This window comes from Escherichia sp. 93.1518 (assembly GCF_013368915.2).
Lineage (GTDB): Bacteria > Pseudomonadota > Gammaproteobacteria > Enterobacterales > Enterobacteriaceae > Escherichia > Escherichia ruysiae.
The window spans coordinates 127,763-150,079 of the sequence record NZ_JABWMT020000004.1 but is presented as its reverse complement, the minus strand read 5'-3'; the positions used below and the strand labels follow the sequence as shown (position 1 = coordinate 150,079).

Here is a 22,317-nt window from a genome sequence, read left to right as displayed (position 1 = left end):
TAATTGATTAAAATGCCCGCTAGTACACACTAGCGGGCATTTTTTTAGAGTTTACGCAGCATCCGCACTTCACAATCGACATGGCCCGTGCAACCAAGTGCGTAATCGATATGTTGAAAACCTAAATGTTCATACAAACCAATCGCTTCTTTTAAAAAAGCGGTCGTTTCCAGATAGCAGCGTTTGAAGCCCATTTCTCGCGCCTGCTCCATCGCCATTAAGGCCAGTTTTTTCGCCAGTCCTTTACCGCGAATAGCAGGAAGAAAATACATCTTTTGCAGTTCGCAAATGTCCGATTCACTACCTGCTAATGGCGCAATCCCGCCGCCGCCCACCACTTCGCCATTGTGTTCAACTACCCAATACGCATGACCAGGCTGACTATACACTTGATACAATTCGTCGAGATTGGGATCGGCGACGGTGTAGCCTTTATCAGCGGTAAGACCGTATTCTGCGGATACCTGGCGGATGACGCTGGCGATGGCGGGATTATCGGCGGCAGTAAGTTTGCGCAAACGGAGCGCGGGAGAAGCGACAACATTCATAGCATAGCTCAATTTCAAATGTATGATTTATAGCTCACTTTAATACCACCCTCGCTTATGCGGTGCAAGAAGAAGATAAATCAGAAAATATTAAGCATATATCTCTTTGAGAAAGCGTATTCTAGGCGTACCAGTATCAATTTACTGGGATTATTATCTATATGAATGGAATTTATTTTAGGGATATGATTCATGAATGGTGTAACCGTCGGGAAAGATAAATCTCGTCACTCATTTGTTTTTACAGGCAAAGGTGGTGAGTATTTTCTTATTTGTCTTGTGAATTTTTTACTGACAATTATTACTCTGGGAATATATGGGCCGTGGGCATTGGTGAAGTGCCGTCGTTATATTTATCAACATGTGACACTCAATGGGCAACCATTTAGTTATAAGGGAACAGGTGGTGCCATTTTCGTTAGCATGTTCCTTATTATGGTCGTTTATCTTCTCAGTATTTCTTGTTTTTCAGGCCAGCACTTTGTTCTTGGTTTTCTCCTGTTTGCTCTCTTGATCTGCGGTATTCCTTGCATGGCAGTGAAGAGTCTGCAATATCAGGCGAACATGACCTCACTGAATGGCATTCGCTTTGGCTTTAACTGCTCGATGCTCCGTGCATGGTGGGTCATGTTAGGTCTGCCTGTTCTGTTGGCGTTAGCTTTTTGGTTCGCACTGTATCTTATTGCGCAAGTGACGACATCGATAGGAGGATTATTCTTTAACTTAGTCGCGTTAAGTTTGCTTTCTGCCATCGGGCTGGGTGTTGTCCATGGTATAACCTATAGTAAATGGATGCCATTGCTGGGTAATAATGCAACTTTTGGCATTCATAAATTTTCTATTCAGGTAAACGTAAAAGAATGCATTAAAGGATGTACACTCGCAATATTAACTATGGCTCCTTTCATCATTGTGATTGGTATTATGATTGCGCCAGTATTCCAGCAGTTAATAATGATGAGCATGTTGGGGCAGTCTGATGCAGGAGGTGAGCTTGTATTGCAATATTACCCGCAGATTACGGCTTCCTACTTCCTGTATTTTGTTGCGATTCTTGTGTTTTCCAGTTATCTCTATGTCACGTTACGCAATCTGTTTCTGAATAATTTAACGCTGGCAAATGGAACAATTCGTTTTCATTCGTCCATTACCACGTTCGGTATGCTTCTGCGCATGTTTGCAGTATTAATGGGAGCCTCAATCACCTGTGGCCTGGCTTACCCCTGGTTGAAAATGTGGATGATTAGCTGGATTGCCAACAATACCCACGTTCAGGGTGACCTTGATTCGCTGGAGTTAACCAATGATGACAAACCGCAGGATAGCGGTCCGTTAATGTGGATTTCTCGCGGTATTATGCCGTATGTTCCGTTTATCTAAATAAAAAGGCCGGAGTATGCTCCGGCCTTCATTTTCTTTACTGTATTGATTACAGTGCAGCGATAACAGCCTGCTGTTCAATCAGCTTCGCTTTCGCTTCTGCATAGCCTTCCAGCTTCTCACGCTCTTTCGCGATGACCGCTTCCGGTGCGCGGGCGACAAAGCCTTCATTCGCCAGCTTGTTCTCGATGCGGCTGATTTCACCTTCAATCTTCGCCACTTCTTTCGCCAGACGCGCCAGCTCATCTTCTTTGTTGATAAGGCCTGCCATCGGGATCAGCAGCTCTGCGCCGTCGATGATCTTCGTAACAGAAACCGGACCTTTGTCATCGGCTGGCAGCACGGTGATGCTTTCCAGACGCGCCAGGGTTTGCAGGAAGCCACGGTTTTCATTTACGCGACGTTCCGCATCCGCACTGCAACCACGCAGCAGCAGCTCCAGCGGTTTGCCCGGCGCGATGTTCATTTCTGCACGGATGTTACGTACCGCAACGATCGCTTGTTTCAGCCACTCGGTATCGGCCAGTGCGGCTTCATCAACCTGAGATGCATCGTACTGCGGGAACGGCTGCAGCATGATGGTGTCAGCGGTGATGCCGCAAAGCACTTTTACGCGCTGCCAGATAGTTTCGGTGATGAACGGAATAATCGGATGCGCGAGGCGCAGCAGACCTTCCAGTACCGTAACCAGCGTATGGCGAGTACCGCGCAGCTCGGCCTCGGTTCCGCCGTTCATTACCGGCTTGGTCAGCTCCAGATACCAGTCACAGAACTGGTTCCAGGTGAATTCATACAGAATGCCTGCAGCGATATCGAAGCGGAAGCTATCCAGTGCTTCGCGGTACGCTTTGATGGTCTGGTTGAACTCCGCCAGAATCCAGCGATCCGCCAGCGACAGCGTCATTTCGCCGCCGTTGAAGCCGCAATCCTGACCTTCTGTGTTCATCAGCACAAAGCGGCTGGCGTTCCACAGTTTGTTACAGAAGTTACGGTAACCTTCCAGACGCTTCATATCCCAGTTGATGTCACGACCAGTAGAAGCCAGCGCCGCCAGGGTGAAGCGCAGGGCGTCAGTACCGTGCGGCTCAATGCCGTTCGGGAACTGCTTCTCGGTGCGCTTACGGATTTTGTCCGCCAGCTGCGGCTGCATCATGTTGCCGGTACGTTTTTCCAGCAGTTCAGGCAGCGAAATACCGTCGACCATATCCAGCGGGTCAATAACGTTACCCTTGGATTTGGACATCTTCTGGCCTTCGTCGTCACGAATCAGGCCGGTCATGTAAACAGTGTGGAACGGCACCTGCGGTTTGCCATTTTCATCTTTGATGAAGTGCATGGTCATCATGATCATGCGGGCAATCCAGAAGAAGATGATGTCGAAGCCAGAAACCATCACGCTGGTCGGGTGGAACTGACGCAGGGCGTCGGTGTTTTCCGGCCAGCCAAGAGTAGAGAAGGTCCACAGCGCGGAAGAGAACCAGGTGTCGAGAACGTCTTCGTCCTGACGCAGCGCGACGTCCGCGCTCAGGTTGTTTTCCTGACGCACTTCATCTTCGTTGCGGCCAACATAAACGTTACCCGCTTCGTCGTACCATGCCGGGATTCGGTGACCCCACCACAGCTGACGAGAGATACACCAGTCCTGAATATCGCGCATCCAGGAGAAGTACATGTTTTCGTACTGCTTCGGTACGAACTGAATGTCGCCGTTCTCAACTGCTTCAACCGCCGGTTTCGCCAGCACGTCGGCACGAACGTACCACTGGTCGGTCAGCATCGGTTCGATAACCACGCCGCCACGGTCGCCGTAAGGAACGGTCAGGTCGTGCGGTTTAATTTCTTCCAGCAGGCCGAGTGCGTCAACCGCAGCAACGACTGCTTTACGCGCAGCAAAACGCTCGAGTTTCTGGAACTCTGCCGGGATTTCGCTGGAATAAACGTCGGATTCGTTACCTTTGGTATCGAATACCTGGGCGCTTTCACGGATATCGCCGTCAAAGGTCAGGATGTTGATCATCGGCAGGGCGTGACGTTTACCGACTTCATAGTCGTTAAAGTCGTGTGCCGGAGTGATCTTCACGCAGCCGGTGCCTTTTTCCATGTCGGCGTGTTCGTCGCCAACGATCGGAATACGACGGTTAACCAGCGGCAGAATGACATATTTGCCAATCAGATCTTTATAACGCGGATCTTCCGGGTTAACAGCCACGCCGGTATCGCCCAGCAGGGTTTCCGGACGGGTGGTCGCAACCACCAGATAATCTTTACCATCTGCGGTCTTCGCGCCGTCAGCCAGCGGATAGCGGATGTGCCACATTGAGCCTTTCGACTCGCGGTTTTCCACTTCCAGGTCAGAGATGGCGGTACGCAGTTTCGGATCCCAGTTTACCAGGCGTTTACCACGGTAAATCAGATCTTCTTTATACAGACGAACGAAAACTTCTTTCACCGCATTGGACAGACCTTCGTCCATGGTGAAGCGTTCACGCTCCCAGTCTACGGAGTTGCCAAGACGACGCATCTGACGGGTAATGGTGCCGCCGGATTCTGCTTTCCATTCCCAGATTTTGTCGATGAAGGCTTCGCGGCCATAGTCGTGACGGGTTTTACCTTCTTCTGCGGCAATCTTGCGCTCAACGACCATCTGGGTAGCGATCCCGGCGTGGTCAGTACCGACCTGCCACAGGGTGTTTTTACCCTGCATACGCTGATAGCGGATCATGGTATCCATGATGGTTTGCTGGAAGGCGTGACCCATATGCAAACTGCCGGTGACGTTCGGCGGCGGGATCATGATGCAGAAACTTTCCTGGCTTTCATCGCCATTAGGCTTAAAGTAGCCCTGCTTTTCCCAGTGCTCGTAAAGCGGCTGTTCGATATCTTGTGGGTTGTATGTCTTTTCCATTATTTCCAGGTTGCCGTATTCAGGTTGAAACCAGCCACGCGGTAGGCTTTATAGCGTTCGCGCGCCAGTTGTTTCAGAGAATCTTCATAAGGAACGAAGTCTACCACTTCTGTGAAAGCGGTGGCAAAATCTGCAAAGCTTGTTCGCAGACTAATCAATATATCACGCGGGCTGCTGCTACGTTTTTGCGGCCAGGCGATCTCCACCGGCGCACCGCCGCGCGGTCCTTCTCCCGCTAAATTGTGCGGAACAAAACTTTCTGCCGGACGCGCCCACAGGGCTTCATCCAGCCGGTAAGCCTGCTTTTCATCTTCACAGGCGATGAGCACGCGCTTACCGCTGCGCCAACGTTCTGCGGCAATTTCACACACCAATTGCTCAACGGCGCTTAAGCCATCGACGGTGGTGTCATTGTCCAGAAGGTAGAACGTTGCGTTTTTCATATATGGGGCTTCTTGTGGTGGATTTAAATATTGCTGCATTCCTCATCCTGAAAGATGAGCAATGAATTTCTATTGCGCTCGATCGGTTCCCTCTCCCTTAGGGAGAGGGTTAGGGTGAGGGTAAAACGCAAACTTACTCTTCGCCGTTAAACCCGGCGCGATTCAGCAGGAACTGTGCCAGCAACGCTACCGGACGACCGGTTGCGCCTTTTGCTTTTCCAGAACGCCATGCGGTTCCCGCGATATCCAGGTGCGCCCAGTTGTACTTACGGGTAAAGCGCGACAGGAAGCAACCTGCGGTAATCGCCCCGCCAGGACGCCCGCCAATGTTCGCCATATCAGCAAAATTGGATTCCAGCTGTTCCTGATACTCATCACCCAGCGGTAAACGCCATGCGCGGTCGCCAGACTGTTCAGACGCGGCAATCAGCTCATGGGCCAGCGGATTATGGTTCGCCATCAGGCCGGTGATGTGATGACCCAGCGCGATTACGCAGGCACCGGTCAACGTCGCTACGTCAATCACCGCTTCCGGCTCAAAACGCTCAACGTAAGTTAACACATCGCACAGCACCAGACGGCCTTCGGCGTCGGTGTTTAGTACTTCAACGGTTTGACCGGACATGGTGGTTAACACATCACCCGGACGATAGGCACGACCGCCTGGCATGTTTTCGCACCCTGCCAGAACGCCGATAACGTTAATCGGCAGTTGCAGCTCCGCGACCATCCGCATCACGCCGTAAACCGCCGCCGCGCCGCACATATCGTACTTCATCTCATCCATGCCTTCTGAAGGCTTGATCGAGATACCGCCGGAGTCGAAGGTTAAACCTTTACCCACCAGCACAATCGGGCGCGCATCTTCTGACGCATTACCTTTGTACTCAATCACCGACATCAGCGATTCGTTTTGTGAACCCTGACCAACTGCCAGATAGGAGTGCATCCCCAGCTCTTTCATCTGCTGTTCGCCGATAACGCGGGTGATGACATTCTTGCTGTAGCTGTCAGCCAACTGGCGCGCCTGAGAGGCGAGGTAAGCGGCGTTACAGATATTCGGTGGCATATTGCCGAGATCTTTCGCGGCTTTGATCCCGGCGGCAATCGCCAGACCGTGCTGGATCGCGCGCTCACCGCTGGTCAGTTCGCGGCGGGTCGGCACGTTGAAGACCATCTTACGCAGCGGACGACGCGGCTCGGTCTTGTTTGTTTTCAGCTGGTCAAAGCTGTAGAGCGTCTCTTTTGCCGTCTCGACCGCCTGACGCACTTTCCAGTAGTTGTTGCGACCTTTGACGTGCAGCTCGGTCAGGAAACAGACCGCTTCCATTGAACCAGTATCATTCAGTGTATTAATGGTTTTCTGAATAACCTGCTTGTACTGACGCTCATCCAGCTCACGTTCTTTGCCGCAACCAATAAGGAGGATGCGCTCGGAGAGCACATTTGGCACATGGTGCAGCAACAGGGTCTGCCCCGGTTTTCCTTCCAGTTCGCCCCGACGCAGCAGGGCGCTGATGTACCCATCACTGATCTTATCGAGCTGTTCTGCAATCGGAGAAAGGCGACGTGGTTCGAAGACGCCCACGACGATGCAGGCACTCCGCTGTTTCTCCGGGCTACCGCTTTTTACACTAAACTCCATGCACTACGCTCCTGAATCTTAAAGACAACGGCGGTGGCTACAGATAGAATTGCAAGCTTTCGTAACTCATGTCCGCTGTTGCGATGACTTCGTGTTAATCTTAACGTTATTACGGCATTGGCACGTCAGAACAAAATCTGAGAGGTGAATCCGTTGAGTATAATTATCTTAGCGACGATTTCGACGACTCAAGAGAATAAATGACGTTTAAGCCATGAAACAAGCTAAAATCCTGCAAAAGACGAGTTTTTACGGGCGTATTTAAAGTGATAATCATAAGATATCTGGTTCGGGAGACGCTCAAAAGCCAGCTGGCGATACTCTTCATCTTGCTTTTGATCTTCTTCTGTCAAAAGTTAGTGAGGATACTCGGCGCAGCGGTTGACGGCGACATTCCGGCGAACCTGGTGCTCTCCCTTCTCGGGTTGGGCGTGCCGGAAATGGCGCAGCTTATCCTGCCATTAAGCCTGTTCCTCGGGCTGCTGATGACGTTGGGTAAACTGTATACCGAAAGTGAAATTACGGTAATGCATGCCTGCGGCCTGAGCAAAGCGGTTCTGGTGAAAGCGGCAATGGTTCTCGCGGTGTTCACGGCGATTGTCGCGGCGGTTAACGTCATGTGGGCGGGGCCGTGGTCATCGCGTCATCAGGATGAGGTGTTAGCCGAAGCGAAAGCTAACCCTGGTATGGCGGCGCTGGCGCAAGGGCAATTCCAGCAAGCGACCAATGGCAGCTCGGTGCTGTTCATCGAAAGCGTTGACGGCAGCGATTTCAAAGATGTGTTCCTCGCGCAAATTCGACCAAAAGGTAATGCACGACCTTCTGTGGTGGTGGCCGATTCCGGACATTTAACTCAGTTGCGGGATGGCTCTCAGGTGGTGACTCTCAACCAGGGAACGCGTTTCGAAGGCACTGCACTGTTACGTGATTTCCGCATTACTGACTTCCAGGATTATCAGGCGATCATTGGTCACCAGGCGGTGGCGCTCGACCCGAACGATACCGACCAGATGGACATGCGCACGTTGTGGAACACCGACACCGATCGCGCCCGGGCGGAACTGAACTGGCGTATCACGTTGGTATTCACCGTGTTTATGATGGCGCTCATGGTTGTACCGTTGAGCGTGGTTAACCCACGTCAGGGACGCGTACTGTCGATGCTGCCTGCGATGCTGCTGTATCTGCTTTTCTTCCTGATCCAGACCTCCCTGAAATCGAACGGCGGCAAAGGTAAGCTGGACCCGACGCTGTGGATGTGGACTGTTAACCTGATTTATCTGGCTTTGGCGATTGTTCTCAACCTTTGGGACACCGTGCCGGTCCGCCGCCTGCGCGCCAGTTTTTCGCGTAAAGGAGCGGTGTGATGCAACCTTTTGGCGTACTTGACCGCTATATCGGTAAAACTATTTTCACCACCATCATGATGACGCTGTTCATGCTGGTGTCGCTCTCCGGCATTATCAAATTTGTCGATCAGCTGAAAAAAGCCGGGCAGGGGAGTTACGACGCGTTAGGCGCAGGAATGTATACCCTGCTGAGCGTGCCGAAAGATGTGCAAATCTTCTTCCCGATGGCGGCTCTGCTGGGGGCGTTGCTGGGTCTTGGGATGCTGGCGCAGCGCAGCGAACTGGTGGTGATGCAGGCTTCTGGTTTTACCCGTATGCAGGTGGCGTTGTCGGTAATGAAAACCGCCATTCCGCTGGTCTTGCTGACGATGGCGATTGGCGAATGGGTCGCACCGCAGGGCGAGCAGATGGCACGTAACTACCGTGCACAGGCGATGTACGGCGGCTCGTTGCTCTCTACCCAGCAAGGTTTATGGGCTAAAGATGGCAATAATTTTGTCTATATTGAGCGGGTAAAAGGTGACGAAGAGTTAGGGGGTATCAGTATTTATGCCTTTAACGAAAATCGTCGTCTGCAATCTGTGCGCTATGCCGCTTCCGCTAAGTTTGATCCTGAACATAAAGTCTGGCGTCTGTCGCAGGTTGATGAATCTGACCTGACTAATCCAAAACAAATCACCGGTTCACAGACCGTGAGTGGCACCTGGAAAACCAACCTCACTCCAGACAAACTGGGCGTGGTGGCGCTGGACCCGGATGCACTCTCCATCAGCGGTTTGCACAACTATGTGAAGTATCTGAAGTCGAGCGGTCAGGACGCCGGACGTTATCAGCTCAACATGTGGAGCAAAATCTTCCAGCCGCTATCCGTGGCGGTGATGATGCTGATGGCTCTGTCGTTCATCTTCGGCCCACTGCGTAGCGTGCCGATGGGCGTGCGCGTGGTTACTGGTATCAGCTTCGGTTTTGTGTTCTATGTACTGGATCAGATCTTCGGCCCGCTGACGTTGGTTTACGGCATCCCGCCGATCATCGGCGCACTGTTGCCAAGTGCAAGTTTCTTCTTAATCAGCCTGTGGCTGTTAATGAGAAAATCGTAACCAGATGAGTGAAGAAAGGGAGCGAAAGCTCCCTTTCAGATTTTTGATAAAGTCAAATACGAGCTCGATCGTTCCCCTCGCCCCTTTGGGGAGAGGGCTAGGGTGAGGGGCACAGACAGCACCTTACTTACCTTTTTCTCCCTCCCAGCAAGCTCCCCAGCACACCGCGTATAATCTGGTTCGTGACCTGGCGGGCGGCACTTTTCGCCATAGTCTGCACTACGCCATCTTTCTTTCCGCCACGCGGTCCGGTAGTGCCAAACAAAATGTCCTTTAACCCACCGAGAATACCGTCATCCACAGCCATCTCTTTTCCTTTGGCTGGTGGATTATTTTGCTGTTCGGTACTGGTTTGCACTCCTTTTTGCAGCATCTCATAGGCAGATTCCCGATCCACGTCATCTTCATACTTGCCATATACCGGCGAGTGATTAATCAGGCCGTTACGCTCATCTTCCGTCACCGGTCCCATCCGTGAACAAGGCGCAATCACCATTGCACGCTCCACCACAGAAGGACTACCTTTCGCATCCAGAAATGAGATCAACGCTTCGCCGGTTCCTAGCTCCTGGATTGCCTTTTCTGTATCAAACGCTGGATTGGGTCGCATGGTTTGCGCTGCCGTCTTCACTGCTTTCTGGTCTTTCGGCGTAAAGGCGCGCAGAGCGTGTTGAACGCGATTCCCCAACTGCCCGAGTACGTTGTCGGGTATATCCGAAGGGTTTTGCGAGACAAACCAGACGCCCACGCCTTTCGAGCGGATAAGCCGTATTACCTGCTCAATTTTATCCAGCAGCACCTGCGGTGCATCGTTAAACAGTAGATGCGCTTCGTCGAAGAAAAAGACGAGTTTCGGTTTATCCAGATCCCCCGCTTCCGGCAGTTGCTCATACAATTCAGAAAGCATCCACAGCAGACTGGCAGCGTACAGTTTTGGCATCTGGTAGAGCTTTTCGGCGCTAAGGATATTGATAACGCCTTTGCCGTTGGCATCGGTACGCATCCAGTCTTTGATATCTAGCATTGGCTCGCCAAAGAAATGCGTCGCTCCTTGCTGCTCCAGCGACAGTAATCCGCGCTGGATTGCACCAACAGATGCGTTACTGATATTGCCATACTGATTCTGGAATGATTTGGCGTTATCTCCGATGTACTGGGTAATGGCCCGAAGATCCTTAAAGTCGAGCAACAACAGTCCCTGATCGTCAGCAATGCGGAAGATGATATCCAGCACACCAGTTTGCACGTCGTTAAGATTTAACAGTCGTGCAAGCAACAGCGGCCCCAGATCGGAGACCGTAGCCCGTACTGGATGACCTTTCTCACCAAAAATATCCCACACCACCACTGGATTCGCATGTGGTTGCCAGTCGTTGACGCCGATACTTTTCAACCGAGCGAGCAGTTTTTCCGAGGTCGTACCTTCCTGTGCAACCCCGGTCAAATCGCCTTTCACATCGGCCATAAACACGGGTACACCGATTTCTGACAGTGATTCCGCTAGTTTTTGCAGCGTGACAGTTTTACCCGTCCCCGTTGCGCCAGTAATCAGCCCGTGACGGTTAGCCATAGCGGGTAATAAAAACAGTTCCGTGTCAGGCGTGCGTGCAATTAAAAGTGGTTCGCTCATGAGATTTCCTCCAGTTCCCTGCCTGGAGTATAGGCACGGTTGAAAAGTTTTCACCACTAAATTCAGCCGATTGCGAGATGTCTTAAAGGCCGGGCAGAATCGACCTGATAAAGGGATCAGAAGACAGCTTTCAGAACCACGCGGTAGCGCGCCTTACCGTCACGTACATGCTGGATGGCATCGTTAATTTTCGACATCGGGAACCGTTCGGTTGTTGGTGCGACTTTGCTGCGGGCAGCGAAGCGCATCAGCTTACGCAGTTCATACGGCGTACCGGTTGTCGAGCCTGAGACGCTCGACATCTTGCGGCGTCAGTTCACCGGGCTCGTACTCATAAAGTTCCAGTTCCCGGCTGCCTCTTTTGCGGCATAGCCCACATGCTTTTGTCCTTCTCATGTGTTGTCTGGAAAGTGTAGAGCATGGCTGGGCGTGGTGTCTGGAGTGTGACAGAGGTTACACATCGCTGAAGACAATGCTGAAATTTTCAGCACTTAGCGATGTGGGTGCAAGCTGACGCTTGCATGGCGGCGCATGACAGGTATAATCCACAACGTTTTCCGCATACCTCTTCAGTGCCGAAGTGGCGAAATCGGTAGACGCAGTTGATTCAAAATCAACCGTAGAAATACGTGCCGGTTCGAGTCCGGCCTTCGGCACCAAAAGTATGCAATAGCTTGTTTTTCAACGAGTTATGGTGAAAACCCTGTCTATTGCTACTAATCTTTTCCCGTAATCTATTACCTTGGACTGCCGCTATGGTTGATGATGGTAATGGGAGAGCTTAACTGTAACGGCCTCTAGTTGTACTGCTCGAACAGGTATTAAAAACTCGAAGCTGATGACGATACCACGTCTATAAATCCTTCCAAAGCAGACTAACTAAGCATTCAAGCCCGATGTGCTGTCTTCCTGTATCTGATTTTGAGATCTGAATGGCGGCGTAAACAAGTCTATGGTGGTGTGTATCTGTAAACGATATGCAGGCTCTGCCAGCATTTCAGCCATGCCCCTGCAAAGGTACACAGTTATCCTGATAATGTTCCGGAGTTATCGGGGGAGGCTTTGGGTGTTTTGCCCTGACACTCATTACGCAGTTGTTTGACCCACCTTGTAATCGTGGAAAGGCCGACATCCATAGCTTTGAATGTATCTGCCACTGTGTAGTTCTGGTCAACAACCAGTTGAGTGGATTCGCGTTTGGATTCTGGACTAAAACTTCTTCTTTTCATTGGTGCACCTGTGTTGTTATGAGGTGGGCTTATCACTTCTGTTCAGGTGGCCAAATTCAGTAAACCACGACATAAGTTGTGAGAGAGTAAAACTTTTGCTGTAACTTTCAAAGTCAGAAAATTATACTACATCCAAACACTTAATGGATGTCGGGAGAATACAATGTCAAAAGAGACGTCTTTTGTTAAGAATGCTGAGGAACTTGCAAAGCAAAAAATGGATGCTATTAACCCTGAACTTTCTTCAAAATTTAAATTTTTAATAAAATTCCTGTCTCAGTTTCCTGAAGCTTGCTCTAAACCTCGTTCAAAAAAAATGCAGAATAAAGTTGGTCAAGAGGAACATATTGAATATTTAGCTCGTAGTTTTCATGAGAGTCGATTGCCAAGAAAACCCACGCCACCTACAACGGTTCCTGATGAGGTGGTTAGCATAGTTCTTAATATAAGTTTTAATATACAGCCTGAAAATCTTGAGAGAATAAAAGAAGAACATAGATTGTCGATGGCTGCTGAGAATATTGTAGGTGATTTGCTTGAAAGGTATCTTGCTGAAAAACTAGAACCTTCTGGATGGATATGGTGTTCAGGCACAAGTGTTAAAGCAGTTGATTTTATTCACTATGATGAAAAAAACAATGAATGGAACCTGCTCCAAGTTAAAAATAGAGATAATACCGAAAACTCATCGAGTAGTAAGATTAGAGATAATACAACAATAAAAAAATGGTTTAGAACTTACTCACAGCGTGATGCTACTAATTGGGAAAATTTTCCAGATGAAGTATCATCTAAGAATTTAAATGAAGAAGACTTCAGAGCTTTTGTTAAAAATTATTTGGTAAAAATAATATAAAGAGGAGGAAAACACTTCATTTTTATCATAATAATTATTCTGGAATAAATCTAACGCATCCAACATAGAGTAAGAATAAAAGGGTAGGCCATGAAACCTACCCTGTAGAGACTGTGATTAAAATTGTGTAATTGCCTGATTTTGATATGTTCACTCCAGTAACGGAGACAGGCAATTATGGACGAAAAGAAACTCAAAGCCCTTGTGGCTGAACTGGCTAAAGGCCTTAAAACCGAAGCAGATCTCAATGCTTTTTCCCGCATGTTGACGAAGCGTACCGTCGAAACGGCGCTCAATGCGGAGCTGACTGACCACCTCGGGTATGAGAAAAATGTGCCCAAAACAGGCTCAAACACCCGCAATGGCTACTCGTCAAAACGGTGTTATGCGATGACGGCGAGATCGAACTGAACACGTCGCGTGACCGTGAAAACACCTTCGAACCGCAGTTGATTAAGAAGCACCAGACGCGCATTACGCAGATGGACAGCCAGATTTTATCCCTCTACGCCAAAGATATGACTACCCGCGAAATTGTCGCCACCTTCAAAGAGATGTACGACGCAGATGTGTCACCCACGCTGATATGTAAAGTCACTGATGCGGTCAAAGAGCAGGTTGCAGAATGGCAAAATCGACCTCTGGATGCACTGTATCCCATTGTTTACCTTGACTGTATCGTGGTGAAAGTTCGTCAAGGTGGCACCGTAATTAACAAAGCGGTGTTCCTTGCACTCGGTATTAATACTGGAGGCCAGAAAGAGTTGCTGGGCATGTGGCTGGCCGAGAACGAAGGGGCGAAGTTCTGGCTGGGTATGCTGACAGAGCTTAAGAATCGGGGGCTTCAGGATATCCTTATTGCCTGCGTGGACGGTCTGAAAGGCTTCCCGGATGCGATAAACAGCGTGTATCCGCAGACGCACATCCAGTTGTGCATCATTCATATGGTGCGCAACAGCCTGAAATACGTATCGTGGAAGGACTACAAAGCCGTCACCGGCGGGTTAAAAACGGTGTATCAGGCGCCAACAGAAGAGGCGGCGCTAGTGGCACTGGAGCAGTTCTCGGATGTCTGGGACGATAAATACCCGCAAATCAGCAAAAGCTGGCGTGCGCACTGGGAAAATCTCAACACGTTCTTCGGCTATTCGCCCGATATCCGCAAGGCCATCTACACCACGAACGCTATCGAATCGCTGAACAGCGTGATCCGTGCGGCCATTAAGAAGCGTAAAGTGTTCCCGACTGACGACTCGCTGCGGAAGGTCATTTCTCTGGCGATCAAGGATGCATCAAAAAAATGGAATATGCCAATCCAGAGCTGGCGGCTGGCGATGAGTCGCTTTATTATCGAGTTCGGTGACCGCCTGAGCGATCACCTTTAATATGGCAGCAATTACACAGAATTATTTACAGGGTCTATCTTTTATTTATCTTATCTAAAAGATGTACCACAGATTTGCCAACAGCAAATGACAGATTAACAGGAACAGCGTTTCCTATTTGCTTATATTTCGCTGACATTGGGCCTTCAAATACCCATTCATCGGGGAAGGTCTGTATTCTTGCATACTCACGCACAGTTAATGGTCTTGTTTCTTCTGGGTGGCAACGCTCTGTTTGTTTCTGTGCTGGGGCGCATGTTAATGTTAGGCTTGGTTCATCCCATGACAAGCGACGAGCCATACCAGTTTTGCCCCCACCTAAGTAAAAACTCTTGAGCATGTATTCTTTTTGAATATCTTCAGGAAGATCTCTCCAGTAGCCACCGGGAGGAACCATACTTAGGATCTCTGCTTTTCTTTTGGGATATTTTTGTCCTTCAGATTCTGGCACGTCGCTATCGTACAGCTCTCCCTTTTTTAATGCATCTTTAAGGGTTAATATTTTATTGTAAGAAGAAGGCCACTCATAATCGATGCCATCAGCAAGATCATTTCTTACAGCTACAATGATCAAACGCTCGCGTTTTTGCGGTACTTTGTAGAAAATAGCCTTAAGCACTCTTGGCTCAAATAAAGTGTAGCCCAAGTCTGTGATAATATTTTTTATTGTTTCTAAAGTTCGTCCATCATCATGATTTAGCAACCCTCGAACATTCTCTGCTAAAAGAACTTTCGGATTGATTTCTTTAGCGGCTCGGGCGAATTCAAAGAAAAGGGTGCCCCGTGTATCTTCAAAACCAAGTTTTTTGCCTGCATAAGAGAATGCCTGGCAAGGAAAGCCACCAGCCAGCACATCAACGGTATTCCTATAAGGGGTGAAGTCTACTTGGCTCACATCACCTTCAACCACATTCCATTCAGGCCTATTTTTTCGTAACGTCTTACAAGCATGGGAGTCAATTTCATTTAGTAAAACAGATTTTAAACCGGCTTTTTCTAAACCTAAAGCCATCCCCCCTGCGCCAGCAAATAACTCTAATACAGTATAAACATTATTGCTTATTTTAGTCTCATCAGGCCACTGGCTTTTAAATAAAAACTGAGCTTGTTCAAAATTTTTAAGTTGCTCTTTTTTATAAAATCGATAGTTGTTTTCGTCATTTCTTTGAGAAACTAATTTTCCAGCAGTATCCCAACGCCTTAAAGTTTCTTTTGAAACGCCCAAAATGTCTGCAACTTCTGAAAGTGAAAACTCTTCCTTTAACATATTTAGTAACCATGCCAACATTAGTCATGGTTACTACTGTATGGGTTTACATGTGCTTTGTCAAACATTGATCATGGTTATCAGCCGTAAGCGAGCCCAAAATACTTAATAAAACTATCTTTATCAGGGATGGAAAAACCTTGCTGCCCAAGACGTTCGCTCAAAATATACTCAATTGCGTGAGGGAGAGCACTATGGAGTTCTTGCAGAGCATCTGGTCTGCCAGTGACAAGCTCATAGAAACTCGCACCATCAATGATTCGAATGTTAGGGTTCGAAGGACACAGAGTACCACTACCTTTATTGGAAGGGGTAAAGGGGCTGTTATATCTGATAGGTTTACGAGGGATTATATTAACAAAGTACGCACAGTAATCCTTAAATCGGCTATGTTTCGGTGATACCAACTCATCTAAGCCTTTATATTTATCTGCTAAATCCCCGCCAGTAACCGTTGAGTATTTATTTTTCACCTCAGCGATGATTCTTCTTTCTTCGTTGAGAAGATCAACGATGCCACCAATCCCCATATCCCTCCATCCTTCAACATGGCCGAGAATTTTTTGGTGAAACGTACCAACATGATTTTGAATGGTTTTCTGCTGTTGTCGTGCAAGTTCGGAGTTTCGCCACTCTTCATGGGATGAGAACCCCGGAGCTTCAAAAAGTGCACCAAAAGGGTCAATCACATTGCTGGTAAAAGTCTTCTCAGCGGCGTCTTTTTTCTTTTTAGCTTTCGTTAATAAGGTTTCAACTTCGTTAAAAAGATCTTCATCACTGATATATTCAAGTAATGACATAGTTGTCTCTCCATCATTCTTTATAATTCAATAAATTTTTCGCGTAATAACCTTTGGGGACTATTGCGGTTGCGGCTAATTACACGACAGCTCTCAAAAACGACACTGGAGCAAGTTTTCTAATCATAACGATTACAGACATAGATTAAAACGATCAATAAGCACTTAAAGAGCGGATGTTTGTTGTGGCGGGATCTGAATGGCTTGTGCTGAGGATTCGAGCAATATGTTACAGGGATAGGGGATTTGAAGTGGTTTACTGAATTTGGCCACCTGAAAAGAGGTGATATGCTCACCTCAGAACAACACAGGTGCACAAATGAAAAGAAGAAATTTTAGTCCTGAATTCAAATGCGAATCCGCTCAACTGGTTGTTGACCAGAACTATACAGTGGCAGTCATTATACGAGCAGGCAGTTCCGGCAGTTACTGTGGCGATACCGGATCAGGCAGAGTATGAGCCGGCGTGGAAACTGCTGGGATAACAGCCCAATGGAACGCTTCTTCAGGAGTCTGAAGAACGAATGGATGCCGGTGGTGGGTTACGTAAGCTTCAGCGAGGCAGCTCACGCCATAACGGACTATATCGTTGGATATTACAGCGCACTAAGACCGCACGAATATAACGGTGGGTTACCCCCAAACGAATCGGAAAATCGATACTGGAAAACTCTAACTCGGTGGCCAGTTTTTGTTGACCACTACAAACCGTTGTATAAAGTCGTTGGCATTGTGACGCCATTTTCGGCACAGGTTAATGCCATCAAGACGTCATTGCGTAAGCTGGAGATTAATTGCAGTGACGAAGATGATTCGCTGACCGTGGGAACTGTGCATTCCTTGCAGGGAGGGCGATAGTTCTTTTCTCTACGGTCTATTCAAAACATGAGGATGGGCGGTTTATTGATAGCAATAGCAGCATCCTCAATGTCGCAGTCTCGCGTGCGAAAGATAGTTTTCTGGTTTTTGGGGATATGGACCTTATTGAGATGCAGCCGGCTTCCTCGCCGCGAGGATTACTGGCTACATATCTGTTTGCTTCAGACAACAATGCGTTGCAATTTGAGTTTCAGAAACGACAAGATTTAAGTTCCGCAAATGCACAGATTTCAACGCTGCATGGTGTGGAGCAGCATGATGCATTTTTGAATAAGGCTCTTGCCGGGGCTCAAAAGAAAATAACGATCATTTCTCCCTGGTTATCCTGGCAAAAAGTGGAGCAAACCGGGTTTCTGGCGTCAATGGCTCTGGCCCGTTCCCGGGGCATTGATATTACCGTGGTGACGGATAAAAACTGCAATATAGCGCATGTCGATGATGGTAAGCGTCAGGAGAAACGACATCTGCTGAATGATGCTGTTGAAAAGCTCAATAATATGGGTATCGCTACGAAATTGGTTAATCGTGTCCACAGCAAAATTGTGATTGAGGATGAAGAGCTGCTGTGCGTCGGATCTTTTAACTGGTTCAGTGCCGCGCGGGAAGATAAATATCAACGATACGATACGTCTTTGGTGTACCGTGGCGAAGGCGTAAAAAATGAAATAAAGGCAATATATAGCAGTCTGGAACAGCGTCAGCTATAAGTGCGAAGATCGGTTCCTGACACAGGATGACGTAATAATGTCATCGGTGAAATCGATAAAGAGAATATTTTACTCATATGAAGGCGACTATAAGATTTATTGCGAGTCGCCTTCCCTATTTTCAATCTCATTGTTTATCTCATCTTTCATCTTTGCATAATGCGCATGGCATTATAAGAAAAGGTTTGACAGAGGAAATCCAGATAACCCCGCCCTTGATGGGCAGGGTTAACGTCGAATTACTGGCCTTTGTTTTCCAGATTCTCAACCTGCGGTACGCCTGAAGCTGCAGAAGATGAGAGCAGACCCGTTTTGGCATAACCGAAAAGTTTCTCGCGAGTATCGGTGATATCCAGGTTGCGCATGGTCAGTTGACCAATACGATCATCTGGCGAGAACACCGAGTCACCTTTTTCCATCGTCAGACGTTCTGGTTTGTAAGTCATATTGTCAGAGACGGTATTAAGGATGGAGTAATCATTCCCGCGACGCAGCTCCAGGGTAACTTCACCTGTAATCTGGCTGGCAACCCAGCGTTGCAGAGAGTCACGTAGCATCAATGCCTGGGAATCGAACCAACGTCCCTGGTACAACAGACGACCCAACTGACGACCATGCGCGTGATACTGCTCGATGGTGTCTTCGTTGTGAATACCTGTCAGCAGACGTTCATAAGCGATATGCAGTAGCGCCATCCCCGGAGCCTCGTAAATACCACGGCTTTTTGCTTCGATGATACGGTTTTCAATCTGGTCGCTCATGCCCAGGCCGTGACGACCGCCGATGCGGTTGGCTTCCAGCATCATTTCCACATCATCGCTAAAGGTTTTGCCGTTCAGCGCCACCGGATGACCCTGTTCGAAACGTACCGTGACTTCTTCTGCCGGGATCTTCACACTCTCATCCCAGAATTTCACACCCATTATCGGGTTGACGATTTTGACGCTGGAATTGAGATATTCCAGATCTTTCGCTTCGTGCGTGGCACCAAGCATGTTGGAGTCGGTGGAGTAGGCTTTCTCGACGGACATTTTGTAGTCGAAACCGCAGGCAATCATAAACTCAGACATTTCATGACGACCGCCTAACTCATCAATAAAGTCAGTATCAAGCCACGGTTTGTAAATTTGCAGTTCCGCGTTGGTCAGCAGGCCGTAACGATAGAAACGTTCGATATCGTTTCCTTTATAGGTGCTGCCATCACCCCAGATGTTAACGCCGTCTTCTTTCATGGCAGCAACCAGCATGGTGCCAGTCACGGCGCGACCCAGCGGCGTGGTGTTAAAATAGGTCAGGCCGCCAGTGGTGTTATGGAAAGCACCACACTGAATAGCGGCAATGCCTTCGGCCACCAGTTGTTTGCGGCAGTCGATTAGACGAGCGTTCTCCGCGCCGTATTCCATGGCACGACGAGGGATCGCATCATAATCCTCTTCGTCTGGCTGACCCAAATTTGCAGTATATGCATAAGGGACAGCTCCCTTTTGTCGCATCCACAGCAGTGCGGCACTGGTGTCCAGACCGCCAGAAAAAGCGATGCCAATACGTTGACCTACCGGGAGATGCTTGAGAATCGTCGTCATAAAATAACACCCTGCTTGATTAACTGATGATGAGCCTGGATTTCCGCTCTCACTGAATTTTTATGCAAAATAAATGAGTTTTCATTTAATCATCTTTTATCGGAGACCGGAAGAGTTTAGTGCGTTTTTTGTAAAATAATGCGTTTAAGAGAAGTAAGGTGAGGTAGAAATTATTCAATCAATGAAAGTGAACTGGATATCCATTCACGTGACTAGCAATAAATGTTGACAAAATGTGGCGTGGATCACTATAATGACTACAGATTTTACGTCCCGTCTCGGTACACCAAATCCCAGCAGTATTTGCATTTTTTACTCAAAACGAGTAGAATTTGCCACGTTTCAGGCGCGGGGTGGAGCAGCCTGGTAGCTCGTCGGGCTCATAACCCGAAGGTCGTCGGTTCAAATCCGGCTCCCGCAACCACTTTCCCTTAGAGTCCTTTTTCAAATATACTGTGAAGACTTCGGCCTTCGTAGTGGGATTTGAAAAAATCCTTCTGGAAAGTGCTCCAGACCGCATTTGCGGTTATAGGGTTCAGTTATATAAAGCCCCGATTTATCGGGGTTTTTTGTTATCTGACTACAGAATAACTGGGCTTTAGGCCCTTTTTTTATGTCTTGGGGGTGGGCTTGTCCACATTAGAGCAAAAATTAACAGAGATGATTACTGCGCCAGTTGAGGCCCTGGGTTTTGAACTGGTTGGCATCGAGTTTATTCGCGGTCGCACATCCACACTGCGCATCTATATTGATAGTGAAGATGGCATCAATGTTGATGATTGTGCTGATGTGAGCCACCAGGTAAGTGCCGTGTTGGATGTTGAAGATCCCATCACCGTTGCTTATAACCTGGAAGTCTCCTCACCGGGTCTCGATCGCCCACTGTTCACGGCTGAACACTACGCCCGTTTCGTCGGAGAAGAGGTGACTCTGGTTCTCCGTATGGCGGTACAAAACCGTCGTAAATGGCAGGGCGTTATCAAAGCGGTAGACGGTGAAATGATCACAGTTACCGTCGAAGGTAAAGATGAAGTGTTCGCGCTGAGTAATATCCAGAAGGCGAACCTGGTTCCCCACTTTTAATAGTCTGGATGAGGTGAAAACCCCGCGATGAACAAAGAAATTTTGGCTGTAGTTGAAGCCGTCTCCAATGAAAAGGCGCTGCCTCGCGAGAAAATTTTCGAAGCGTTGGAAAGCGCATTGGCTACAGCAACCAAGAAAAAATATGAACAAGAGATCGACGTCCGCGTACAGATCGATCGCAAAAGCGGTGATTTTGACACCTTCCGTCGCTGGCTGATTGTTGATGAAGTCACTCAGCCGACCAAAGAAATCACCCTTGAAGCTGCGCGTTTTGAAGATGAAAGCCTGAACCTGGGCGATTACGTTGAAGATCAGATTGAGTCTGTCACCTTTGACCGCATTACGACCCAGACGGCAAAACAGGTTATCGTGCAGAAAGTTCGTGAAGCCGAACGCGCGATGGTTGTTGATCAGTTCCGTGAACACGAAGGTGAAATCATCACTGGCGTGGTGAAAAAAGTAAACCGCGATAATATCTCTCTGGATCTGGGTAACAATGCTGAAGCTGTCATCCTGCGAGAAGACATGCTGCCGCGTGAAAACTTCCGCCCTGGCGACCGCGTTCGTGGCGTACTTTATTCCGTTCGCCCGGAAGCGCGTGGCGCGCAGCTGTTCGTAACCCGTTCCAAGCCGGAAATGCTGATCGAACTGTTCCGCATTGAAGTGCCGGAAATCGGCGAAGAAGTGATTGAAATTAAAGCTGCAGCTCGCGATCCGGGCTCTCGTGCGAAAATCGCGGTGAAAACCAACGATAAACGTATCGATCCGGTAGGTGCTTGTGTCGGTATGCGCGGTGCCCGTGTTCAGGCAGTTTCCACCGAGCTTGGCGGCGAGCGTATTGATATCGTTCTGTGGGATGATAACCCGGCGCAGTTCGTGATCAACGCGATGGCACCGGCAGACGTTGCTTCTATCGTGGTGGATGAAGATAAACACACCATGGATATCGCCGTTGAAGCTGGTAATCTGGCGCAAGCAATTGGCCGTAACGGTCAGAACGTGCGTCTGGCTTCGCAGCTGAGTGGTTGGGAACTCAACGTAATGACCGTTGACGACCTGCAGGCTAAACATCAGGCGGAAGCACACGCAGCGATCGATACCTTCACCCGTTATCTCGACATTGACGAAGACTTTGCCACTGTCCTGGTAGAAGAAGGCTTCTCGACGCTGGAAGAACTGGCCTATGTGCCGATGAAAGAGCTGTTGGAAATTGAAGGCCTTGATGAGCCGACTGTTGAAGCACTGCGCGAGCGTGCTAAAAATGCACTGGCCACCATTGCACAGGCCCAGGAAGAAAGCCTCGGTGATAACAAACCGGCTGACGATCTGCTGAACCTTGAAGGGATGGATCGTGATTTGGCATTCAAACTGGCCGCCCGTGGCGTTTGTACGCTGGAAGATCTCGCCGAACAGGGCATTGATGATCTGGCTGATATCGAAGGGTTGACCGACGAAAAAGCCGGAGCACTGATTATGGCTGCCCGTAATATTTGCTGGTTCGGTGACGAAGCGTAATAAACTGTAGCAG

The 22,317-nt window shown here is 48.7% G+C and carries 16 protein-coding genes, 2 tRNA genes and 4 pseudogenes; 12 read left to right on the top strand and 10 right to left on the bottom strand.

Going from position 1 to position 22,317, the window contains the following annotated elements; genetic code table 11:
- Window positions 1-44: 44 nt before the first annotated feature.
- A complete protein-coding gene (locus tag HEN21_RS04560) occupies window positions 45-548 on the bottom strand; it encodes a GNAT family N-acetyltransferase (protein ID WP_010353854.1) in 504 nt (167 codons plus the stop codon).
- A 192-nt stretch (window positions 549-740) separates the two neighbouring features.
- On the opposite strand from HEN21_RS04560, the gene HEN21_RS04555 reads away from it, so the two are divergent.
- Window positions 741-1,928: a YjgN family protein gene (locus HEN21_RS04555; protein ID WP_176252760.1), complete on the top strand. Its 1,188-nt coding sequence runs from the start codon at window positions 741-743 to the stop codon at window positions 1,926-1,928.
- Between the two features lie 49 nt (window positions 1,929-1,977).
- Here HEN21_RS04555 and valS read toward each other — a convergent pair whose 3' ends face one another.
- From valS to pepA, 3 genes are all read right to left on the bottom strand, one after another.
- Window positions 1,978-4,833 (bottom strand): valine--tRNA ligase, encoded by a 2,856-nt coding sequence (gene valS / locus HEN21_RS04550; RefSeq protein WP_176252759.1) that lies wholly within the window; start codon window positions 4,831-4,833, stop codon window positions 1,978-1,980.
- A complete protein-coding gene (gene holC, locus HEN21_RS04545; protein ID WP_000786399.1) occupies window positions 4,833-5,276 on the bottom strand; it encodes a DNA polymerase III subunit chi in 444 nt (147 codons plus the stop codon). Before holC ends, valS begins: the two co-directional genes overlap by 1 nt.
- Window positions 5,277-5,409: 133 nt before the next feature.
- A complete protein-coding gene (gene pepA, locus HEN21_RS04540; RefSeq protein WP_000397162.1) occupies window positions 5,410-6,921 on the bottom strand; it encodes a leucyl aminopeptidase in 1,512 nt (503 codons plus the stop codon).
- A gap of 153 nt (window positions 6,922-7,074) precedes the next feature.
- Between pepA and ytgA the strand changes: the two genes are divergently transcribed.
- The 3 genes from ytgA to lptG all read left to right on the top strand — a co-directional run bounded on the left by ytgA (window position 7,075) and on the right by lptG (window position 9,370).
- The gene (gene ytgA / locus HEN21_RS22960) at window positions 7,075-7,125 is read left to right on the top strand and encodes a protein YtgA (RefSeq protein ID WP_211180521.1); all 51 of its coding nucleotides are present in this window, start codon (window positions 7,075-7,077) and stop codon (window positions 7,123-7,125) included.
- 62 nt (window positions 7,126-7,187) lie between these two features.
- Complete coding sequence (lptF, locus tag HEN21_RS04535) at window positions 7,188-8,288, top strand: LPS export ABC transporter permease LptF (RefSeq protein WP_000584137.1); 1,101 nt, start codon at window positions 7,188-7,190, stop codon at window positions 8,286-8,288.
- On the top strand, window positions 8,288-9,370 hold the full coding sequence (gene lptG, locus HEN21_RS04530; RefSeq protein WP_010346283.1) for an LPS export ABC transporter permease LptG: 1,083 nt from the start codon (window positions 8,288-8,290) through the stop codon (window positions 9,368-9,370). The genes lptF and lptG overlap by 1 nt, the downstream gene beginning before the upstream one ends.
- Window positions 9,371-9,497: 127 nt before the next feature.
- Here the strand turns inward: lptG and HEN21_RS04525 are convergent, their stop codons facing one another.
- Window positions 9,498-11,000: a helicase HerA-like C-terminal domain-containing protein gene (locus HEN21_RS04525; protein WP_016160006.1), complete on the bottom strand. Its 1,503-nt coding sequence runs from the start codon at window positions 10,998-11,000 to the stop codon at window positions 9,498-9,500.
- A 116-nt stretch (window positions 11,001-11,116) separates the two neighbouring features.
- Window positions 11,117-11,296: pseudogene (locus HEN21_RS04520) on the bottom strand (alcohol dehydrogenase); the annotation flags it as partial.
- Window positions 11,297-11,574: 278 nt separating this feature from the next.
- Here HEN21_RS04520 and HEN21_RS04515 point away from each other — a divergent pair.
- Window positions 11,575-11,659 (top strand) — tRNA-Leu (locus HEN21_RS04515).
- A gap of 393 nt (window positions 11,660-12,052) precedes the next feature.
- Here HEN21_RS04515 and HEN21_RS04510 read toward each other — a convergent pair.
- Window positions 12,053-12,229: pseudogene (locus tag HEN21_RS04510) on the bottom strand (transposase); the annotation flags it as partial.
- A 163-nt stretch (window positions 12,230-12,392) separates the two neighbouring features.
- On the opposite strand from HEN21_RS04510, the gene HEN21_RS04505 reads away from it, so the two are divergent.
- Both HEN21_RS04505 and HEN21_RS04500 read left to right on the top strand, forming a co-directional pair.
- Window positions 12,393-13,085 (top strand): SinI family restriction endonuclease, encoded by a 693-nt coding sequence (locus tag HEN21_RS04505; RefSeq protein ID WP_000032527.1) that lies wholly within the window; start codon window positions 12,393-12,395, stop codon window positions 13,083-13,085.
- Between the two features lie 177 nt (window positions 13,086-13,262).
- Window positions 13,263-14,470, top strand: a pseudogene (locus tag HEN21_RS04500) (IS256 family transposase).
- 34 nt (window positions 14,471-14,504) lie between these two features.
- On the opposite strand, the gene dcm reads toward HEN21_RS04500, so the two are convergent.
- Both dcm and HEN21_RS04490 read right to left on the bottom strand, forming a co-directional pair.
- Window positions 14,505-15,737, bottom strand: coding sequence for a DNA (cytosine-5-)-methyltransferase (dcm, locus tag HEN21_RS04495; protein ID WP_000910483.1), 1,233 nt, complete (start codon window positions 15,735-15,737; stop codon window positions 14,505-14,507).
- Between the two features lie 80 nt (window positions 15,738-15,817).
- Window positions 15,818-16,537 (bottom strand): Eco47II family restriction endonuclease, encoded by a 720-nt coding sequence (locus HEN21_RS04490; RefSeq protein WP_000054478.1) that lies wholly within the window; start codon window positions 16,535-16,537, stop codon window positions 15,818-15,820.
- 393 nt (window positions 16,538-16,930) lie between these two features.
- Between HEN21_RS04490 and HEN21_RS04485 the strand changes: the two are divergent.
- Window positions 16,931-17,235, top strand: a pseudogene (locus HEN21_RS04485) (integrase core domain-containing protein); the annotation flags it as partial.
- 276 nt (window positions 17,236-17,511) lie between these two features.
- Complete coding sequence (locus HEN21_RS04480) at window positions 17,512-18,123, top strand: phospholipase D-like domain-containing protein (protein WP_404864659.1); 612 nt, start codon at window positions 17,512-17,514, stop codon at window positions 18,121-18,123.
- Between the two features lie 239 nt (window positions 18,124-18,362).
- Here HEN21_RS04480 and argG read toward each other — a convergent pair whose 3' ends face one another.
- Entirely contained in the window at window positions 18,363-19,706 is a 1,344-nt protein-coding gene (argG, locus tag HEN21_RS04475) for an argininosuccinate synthase (protein ID WP_000207676.1), read from the bottom strand.
- 347 nt (window positions 19,707-20,053) lie between these two features.
- Here argG and HEN21_RS04470 point away from each other — a divergent pair.
- The 3 genes from HEN21_RS04470 (at window position 20,054) to nusA (ending at window position 22,304) form a co-directional block, all read left to right on the top strand.
- Window positions 20,054-20,130 (top strand) — tRNA-Met (locus HEN21_RS04470).
- Window positions 20,131-20,336: 206 nt separating this feature from the next.
- Entirely contained in the window at window positions 20,337-20,789 is a 453-nt protein-coding gene (rimP, locus tag HEN21_RS04465) for a ribosome maturation factor RimP (protein WP_001300397.1), read from the top strand.
- A gap of 27 nt (window positions 20,790-20,816) precedes the next feature.
- Entirely contained in the window at window positions 20,817-22,304 is a 1,488-nt protein-coding gene (gene nusA, locus HEN21_RS04460; protein ID WP_001031044.1) for a transcription termination factor NusA, read from the top strand.
- Window positions 22,305-22,317: the final 13 nt, after the last annotated feature.

Excerpts from the sequence above, each read along its gene's own strand:
- HEN21_RS04560 (WP_010353854.1), bottom strand. The coding sequence starts at position 548 with ATGAATGTTGTCGCTTCTCCCGCGCTCCGTTTGCGCAAACTTACTGCC.
- HEN21_RS04555 (WP_176252760.1), top strand. The coding sequence starts at position 741 with ATGAATGGTGTAACCGTCGGGAAAGATAAATCTCGTCACTCATTTGTT.
- valS (WP_176252759.1), bottom strand. The coding sequence starts at position 4,833 with ATGGAAAAGACATACAACCCACAAGATATCGAACAGCCGCTTTACGAG.
- holC (WP_000786399.1), bottom strand. The coding sequence starts at position 5,276 with ATGAAAAACGCAACGTTCTACCTTCTGGACAATGACACCACCGTCGAT.
- pepA (WP_000397162.1), bottom strand. The coding sequence starts at position 6,921 with ATGGAGTTTAGTGTAAAAAGCGGTAGCCCGGAGAAACAGCGGAGTGCC.
- lptG (WP_010346283.1), top strand. The coding sequence starts at position 8,288 with ATGCAACCTTTTGGCGTACTTGACCGCTATATCGGTAAAACTATTTTC.
- HEN21_RS04525 (WP_016160006.1), bottom strand. The coding sequence starts at position 11,000 with ATGAGCGAACCACTTTTAATTGCACGCACGCCTGACACGGAACTGTTT.
- HEN21_RS04505 (WP_000032527.1), top strand. The coding sequence starts at position 12,393 with ATGTCAAAAGAGACGTCTTTTGTTAAGAATGCTGAGGAACTTGCAAAG.
- dcm (WP_000910483.1), bottom strand. The coding sequence starts at position 15,737 with ATGTTAAAGGAAGAGTTTTCACTTTCAGAAGTTGCAGACATTTTGGGC.
- HEN21_RS04490 (WP_000054478.1), bottom strand. The coding sequence starts at position 16,537 with ATGTCATTACTTGAATATATCAGTGATGAAGATCTTTTTAACGAAGTT.
- HEN21_RS04480 (WP_404864659.1), top strand. The coding sequence starts at position 17,512 with ATGGACCTTATTGAGATGCAGCCGGCTTCCTCGCCGCGAGGATTACTG.
- argG (WP_000207676.1), bottom strand. The coding sequence starts at position 19,706 with ATGACGACGATTCTCAAGCATCTCCCGGTAGGTCAACGTATTGGCATC.
- nusA (WP_001031044.1), top strand. The coding sequence starts at position 20,817 with ATGAACAAAGAAATTTTGGCTGTAGTTGAAGCCGTCTCCAATGAAAAG.